Here is a 4,748-nt window from a genome sequence, read left to right as displayed (position 1 = left end):
GGCACTGTTGCAAATAGTCGGTGGTGATAAACTTATCATCCCCTTTTGCTGATGGAGCTGCACATGAACCCATTCAAAGGCCGGCATTTTCAGCGTGACATCATTCTGTGGGCCGTACGCTGGTACTGCAAATACGGCATCAGTTACCGTGAGCTGCAGGAGATGCTGGCTGAACGCGGAGTGAATGTCGATCACTCCACGATTTACCGCTGGGTTCAGCGTTATGCGCCTGAAATGGAAAAACGGCTGCGCTGGTACTGGCGTAACCCTTCCGATCTTTGCCCGTGGCACATGGATGAAACCTACGTGAAGGTCAATGGCCGCTGGGCGTATCTGTACCGGGCCGTCGACAGCCGGGGCCGCACTGTCGATTTTTATCTCTCCTCCCGTCGTAACAGCAAAGCTGCATACCGGTTTCTGGGTAAAATCCTCAACAACGTGAAGAAGTGGCAGATCCCGCGATTCATCAACACGGATAAAGCGCCCGCCTATGGTCGCGCGCTTGCTCTGCTCAAACGCGAAGGCCGGTGCCCGTCTGACGTTGAACACCGACAGATTAAGTACCGGAACAACGTGATTGAATGCGATCATGGCAAACTGAAACGGATAATCGGCGCCACGCTGGGATTTAAATCCATGAAGACGGCTTACGCCACCATCAAAGGTATTGAGGTGATGCGTGCACTACGCAAAGGCCAGGCCTCAGCATTTTATTATGGTGATCCCCTGGGCGAAATGCGCCTGGTAAGCAGAGTTTTTGAAATGTAAGGCCTTTGAATAAGACAAAAGGCTGCCTCATCGCTAACTTTGCAACAGTGCCGTTGCGGGCAACTTCAGCAGCACGTAGGGGACTTCCGCGTTTCCAGACTTTACGAAACACGGAAACCGAAGACCATTCATGTTGTTGCTCAGGTCGCAGACGTTTTGCAGCAGCAGTCGCTTCACGTTCGCTCGCGTATCGGTGATTCATTCTGCTAACCAGTAAGGCAACCCCGCCAGCCTAGCCGGGTCCTCAACGACAGGAGCACGATCATGCGCACCCGTGGCCAGGACCCAACGCTGCCCGAGATGCGCCGCGTGCGGCTGCTGGAGATGGCGGACGCGATGGATATGTTCTGCCAAGGGTTGGTTTGCGCATTCACAGTTCTCCGCAAGAATTGATTGGCTCCAATTCTTGGAGTGGTGAATCCGTTAGCGAGGTGCCGCCGGCTTCCATTCAGGTCGAGGTGGCCCGGCTCCATGCACCGCGACGCAACGCGGGGAGGCAGACAAGGTATAGGGCGGCGCCTACAATCCATGCCAACCCGTTCCATGTGCTCGCCGAGGCGGCATAAATCGCCGTGAAGATCAGCGGTCCAATGATCGAAGTTAGGCTGGTAAGAGCCGCGAGCGATCCTTGAAGCTGTCCCTGATGGTCGTCATCTACCTGCCTGGACAGCATGGCCTGCAACGCGGGCATCCCGATGCCGCCGGAAGCGAGAAGAATCATAATGGGGAAGGCCATCCAGCCTCGCGTCGCGAACGCCAGCAAGACGTAGCCCAGCGCGTCGGCCGCCATGCCGGCGATAATGGCCTGCTTCTCGCCGAAACGTTTGGTGGCGGGACCAGTGACGAAGGCTTGAGCGAGGGCGTGCAAGATTCCGAATACCGCAAGCGACAGGCCGATCATCGTCGCGCTCCAGCGAAAGCGGTCCTCGCCGAAAATGACCCAGAGCGCTGCCGGCACCTGTCCTACGAGTTGCATGATAAAGAAGACAGTCATAAGTGCGGCGACGATAGTCATGCCCCGCGCCCACCGGAAGGAGCTGACTGGGTTGAAGGCTCTCAAGGGCATCGGTCGACGCTCTCCCTTATGCGACTCCTGCATTAGGAAGCAGCCCAGTAGTAGGTTGAGGCCGTTGAGCACCGCCGCCGCAAGGAATGGTGCATGCAAGGAGATGGCGCCCAACAGTCCCCCGGCCACGGGGCCTGCCACCATACCCACGCCGAAACAAGCGCTCATGAGCCCGAAGTGGCGAGCCCGATCTTCCCCATCGGTGATGTCGGCGATATAGGCGCCAGCAACCGCACCTGTGGCGCCGGTGATGCCGGCCACGATGCGTCCGGCGTAGAGGATCCACAGGACGGGTGTGGTCGCCATGATCGCGTAGTCGATAGTGGCTCCAAGTAGCGAAGCGAGCAGGACTGGGCGGCGGCCAAAGCGGTCGGACAGTGCTCCGAGAACGGGTGCGCATAGAAATTGCATCAACGCATATAGCGCTAGCAGCACGCCATAGTGACTGGCGATGCTGTCGGAATGGACGATATCCCGCAAGAGGCCCGGCAGTACCGGCATAACCAAGCCTATGCCTACAGCATCCAGGGTGACGGTGCCGAGGATGACGATGAGCGCATTGTTAGATTTCATACACGGTGCCTGACTGCGTTAGCAATTTAACTGTGATAAACTACCGCATTAAAGCTTATCGATGATAAGCTGTCAAACATGAGAATTCGCGAATGAACAAGCTCCAACGCGAGGCCGTGATCCGAACCGCGCTCGAACTGCTTAACGACGTGGGCATGGAAGGTCTAACGACGCGCCGACTGGCTGAGCGCCTCGGGGTGCAACAGCCAGCGCTCTACTGGCATTTCAAGAACAAGCGTGCGTTGCTCGACGCACTTGCCGAAGCCATGCTGACGATAAATCACACGCATTCGACGCCAAGGGATGACGACGACTGGCGTTCGTTCCTGAAGGGCAATGCATGCAGTTTTCGACGGGCGTTGCTCGCTTATCGCGATGGCGCGCGTATTCATGCCGGGACGCGGCCAGCCGCGCCGCAGATGGAAAAAGCCGACGCGCAGCTTCGCTTCCTTTGCGATGCTGGCTTTTCGGCAGGTGACGCGACCTATGCGTTGATGGCAATCAGCTACTTCACCGTCGGCGCTGTTCTTGAGCAGCAAGCTAGCGAGGCAGACGCCGAGGAGCGGGGCGAAGATCAGTTGACCACCTCAGCGTCTACGATGCCGGCGCGCCTACAGAGCGCGATGAAAATCGTCTACGAAGGCGGTCCGGACGCGGCATTCGAGCGAGGCCTGGCTCTCATCATCGGCGGTCTTGAAAAAATGAGGCTCACTACGAACGACATTGAGGTGCTGAAGAATGTTGACGAATGACAGGGGGCGGCAGGTGCGGAGGGCGCGGTTGCTTCGTCATATGAAGCAAAGTCACCTAGCTGAATTAATGGGTGTGGATCAGGCAACCGTGTCGCGCTGGGAGCGGGGCACCCTTGCATTGTCGGATGGGAGGTGGTCAGCGGTTCTTCAATTGCTTACCGGGCCTTCCGATTCATCGTACGACGCTGCGCTGAAGCGTCTGGTGCAATCCTCCGCCCACAAAGTCCATCTGGTAGCGACCGGACACATTGTTTGCTCGCGGCATCTCCGGCCAGGCAAAGGGAATTGCGGATTGACCTAGCCGAACTCCTTGGTAAATCGCTGCGTGTTTATGCGTCCCCGAGATAGTTGCGGCCGACTCTGCGCTTAATGGGCTCGGTTGGCATGAGGGGCGGCTGGGGTCACTCGAGGTGGATACCGGCCCGAACTGGAGCGAGGAACTTCCATACTGCCAAGGCGAATGCTGTGGGAGCGCATCATGCTCGCTGATGGTAGCCCGGCACTACTTGTTACCACCACAGCTTAATGCGAAGGGTGCTCCTGTTCTTGTGCATATTTTATGCGCTGCTGATTGTGCATCGAACTGATAACCTCAACGGGTCTGCTTTGTAGTTCACCACACCCCTGACGCGCGCGTGCCGGATAAGCAGAACTATGGTGCCGATGGATGTCAGGAACACTCGGCCTGGTTCGTAACTAGGTCGTCCTGCGCGATCCTGCGGCTAGGGCCGGAATCGTGCTCGCCAGTCAGGCGCTGATGAAGCCTATGGGCACTGTTGCAAATAGTCGGTGGTGATAAACTTATCATCCCCTTTTGCTGATGGAGCTGCACATGAACCCATTCAAAGGCCGGCATTTTCAGCGTGACATCATTCTGTGGGCCGTACGCTGGTACTGCAAATACGGCATCAGTTACCGTGAGCTGCAGGAGATGCTGGCTGAACGCGGAGTGAATGTCGATCACTCCACGATTTACCGCTGGGTTCAGCGTTATGCGCCTGAAATGGAAAAACGGCTGCGCTGGTACTGGCGTAACCCTTCCGATCTTTGCCCGTGGCACATGGATGAAACCTACGTGAAGGTCAATGGCCGCTGGGCGTATCTGTACCGGGCCGTCGACAGCCGGGGCCGCACTGTCGATTTTTATCTCTCCTCCCGTCGTAACAGCAAAGCTGCATACCGGTTTCTGGGTAAAATCCTCAACAACGTGAAGAAGTGGCAGATCCCGCGATTCATCAACACGGATAAAGCGCCCGCCTATGGTCGCGCGCTTGCTCTGCTCAAACGCGAAGGCCGGTGCCCGTCTGACGTTGAACACCGACAGATTAAGTACCGGAACAACGTGATTGAATGCGATCATGGCAAACTGAAACGGATAATCGGCGCCACGCTGGGATTTAAATCCATGAAGACGGCTTACGCCACCATCAAAGGTATTGAGGTGATGCGTGCACTACGCAAAGGCCAGGCCTCAGCATTTTATTATGGTGATCCCCTGGGCGAAATGCGCCTGGTAAGCAGAGTTTTTGAAATGTAAGGCCTTTGAATAAGACAAAAGGCTGCCTCATCGCTAACTTTGCAACAGTGCC

General features: G+C 56.7%; 6 protein-coding genes. 4 read left to right on the top strand and 2 right to left on the bottom strand.

Translation table 11 applies throughout. From position 1 onward, the window contains the following. Positions 1 to 63 precede the first annotated feature (63 nt). On the top strand, positions 64 to 768 hold the full coding sequence (locus tag OGY07_RS03005) for an IS6-like element IS26 family transposase (protein WP_001067855.1): 705 nt from the start codon (positions 64 to 66) through the stop codon (positions 766 to 768). Positions 769 to 974: 206 nt separating this feature from the next. Here OGY07_RS03005 and OGY07_RS03000 read toward each other — a convergent pair whose 3' ends face one another. Both OGY07_RS03000 and tet(C) read right to left on the bottom strand, forming a co-directional pair. After that, positions 975 to 1,313: a hypothetical protein gene (locus OGY07_RS03000; RefSeq protein WP_002310911.1), complete on the bottom strand. Its 339-nt coding sequence runs from the start codon at positions 1,311 to 1,313 to the stop codon at positions 975 to 977. Further along, positions 1,217 to 2,407 carry a tetracycline efflux MFS transporter Tet(C) gene (gene tet(C), locus OGY07_RS02995; protein WP_000841446.1) on the bottom strand — a complete coding sequence of 397 codons (1,191 nt, stop codon included), beginning with the start codon at positions 2,405 to 2,407 and terminating at the stop codon, positions 1,217 to 1,219. The genes OGY07_RS03000 and tet(C) overlap by 97 nt, the downstream gene beginning before the upstream one ends. Before the next feature lie 92 nt (positions 2,408 to 2,499). On the opposite strand from tet(C), the gene tetR(C) reads away from it, so the two are divergent. The 3 genes from tetR(C) to OGY07_RS02985 all read left to right on the top strand — a co-directional run bounded on the left by tetR(C) (position 2,500) and on the right by OGY07_RS02985 (position 4,696). After that, positions 2,500 to 3,159 carry a tetracycline resistance transcriptional repressor TetR(C) gene (tetR(C), locus tag OGY07_RS02990; protein WP_001038045.1) on the top strand — a complete coding sequence of 220 codons (660 nt, stop codon included), beginning with the start codon at positions 2,500 to 2,502 and terminating at the stop codon, positions 3,157 to 3,159. After that, the gene (locus OGY07_RS23335) at positions 3,146 to 3,460 is read left to right on the top strand and encodes a helix-turn-helix domain-containing protein (protein WP_061342203.1); all 315 of its coding nucleotides are present in this window, start codon (positions 3,146 to 3,148) and stop codon (positions 3,458 to 3,460) included. The genes tetR(C) and OGY07_RS23335 overlap by 14 nt, the downstream gene beginning before the upstream one ends. Before the next feature lie 531 nt (positions 3,461 to 3,991). Then, positions 3,992 to 4,696: an IS6-like element IS26 family transposase gene (locus OGY07_RS02985; protein ID WP_001067855.1), complete on the top strand. Its 705-nt coding sequence runs from the start codon at positions 3,992 to 3,994 to the stop codon at positions 4,694 to 4,696. Positions 4,697 to 4,748 lie beyond the last annotated feature (52 nt).

This window comes from Citrobacter sp. Cs237, from assembly GCF_030332325.1.
Classification (GTDB): domain Bacteria; phylum Pseudomonadota; class Gammaproteobacteria; order Enterobacterales; family Enterobacteriaceae; genus Citrobacter_A; species Citrobacter_A sedlakii.
Note: the sequence above shows the minus strand (reverse complement) of the source record. Positions and strands in the feature narration are given on the sequence as shown.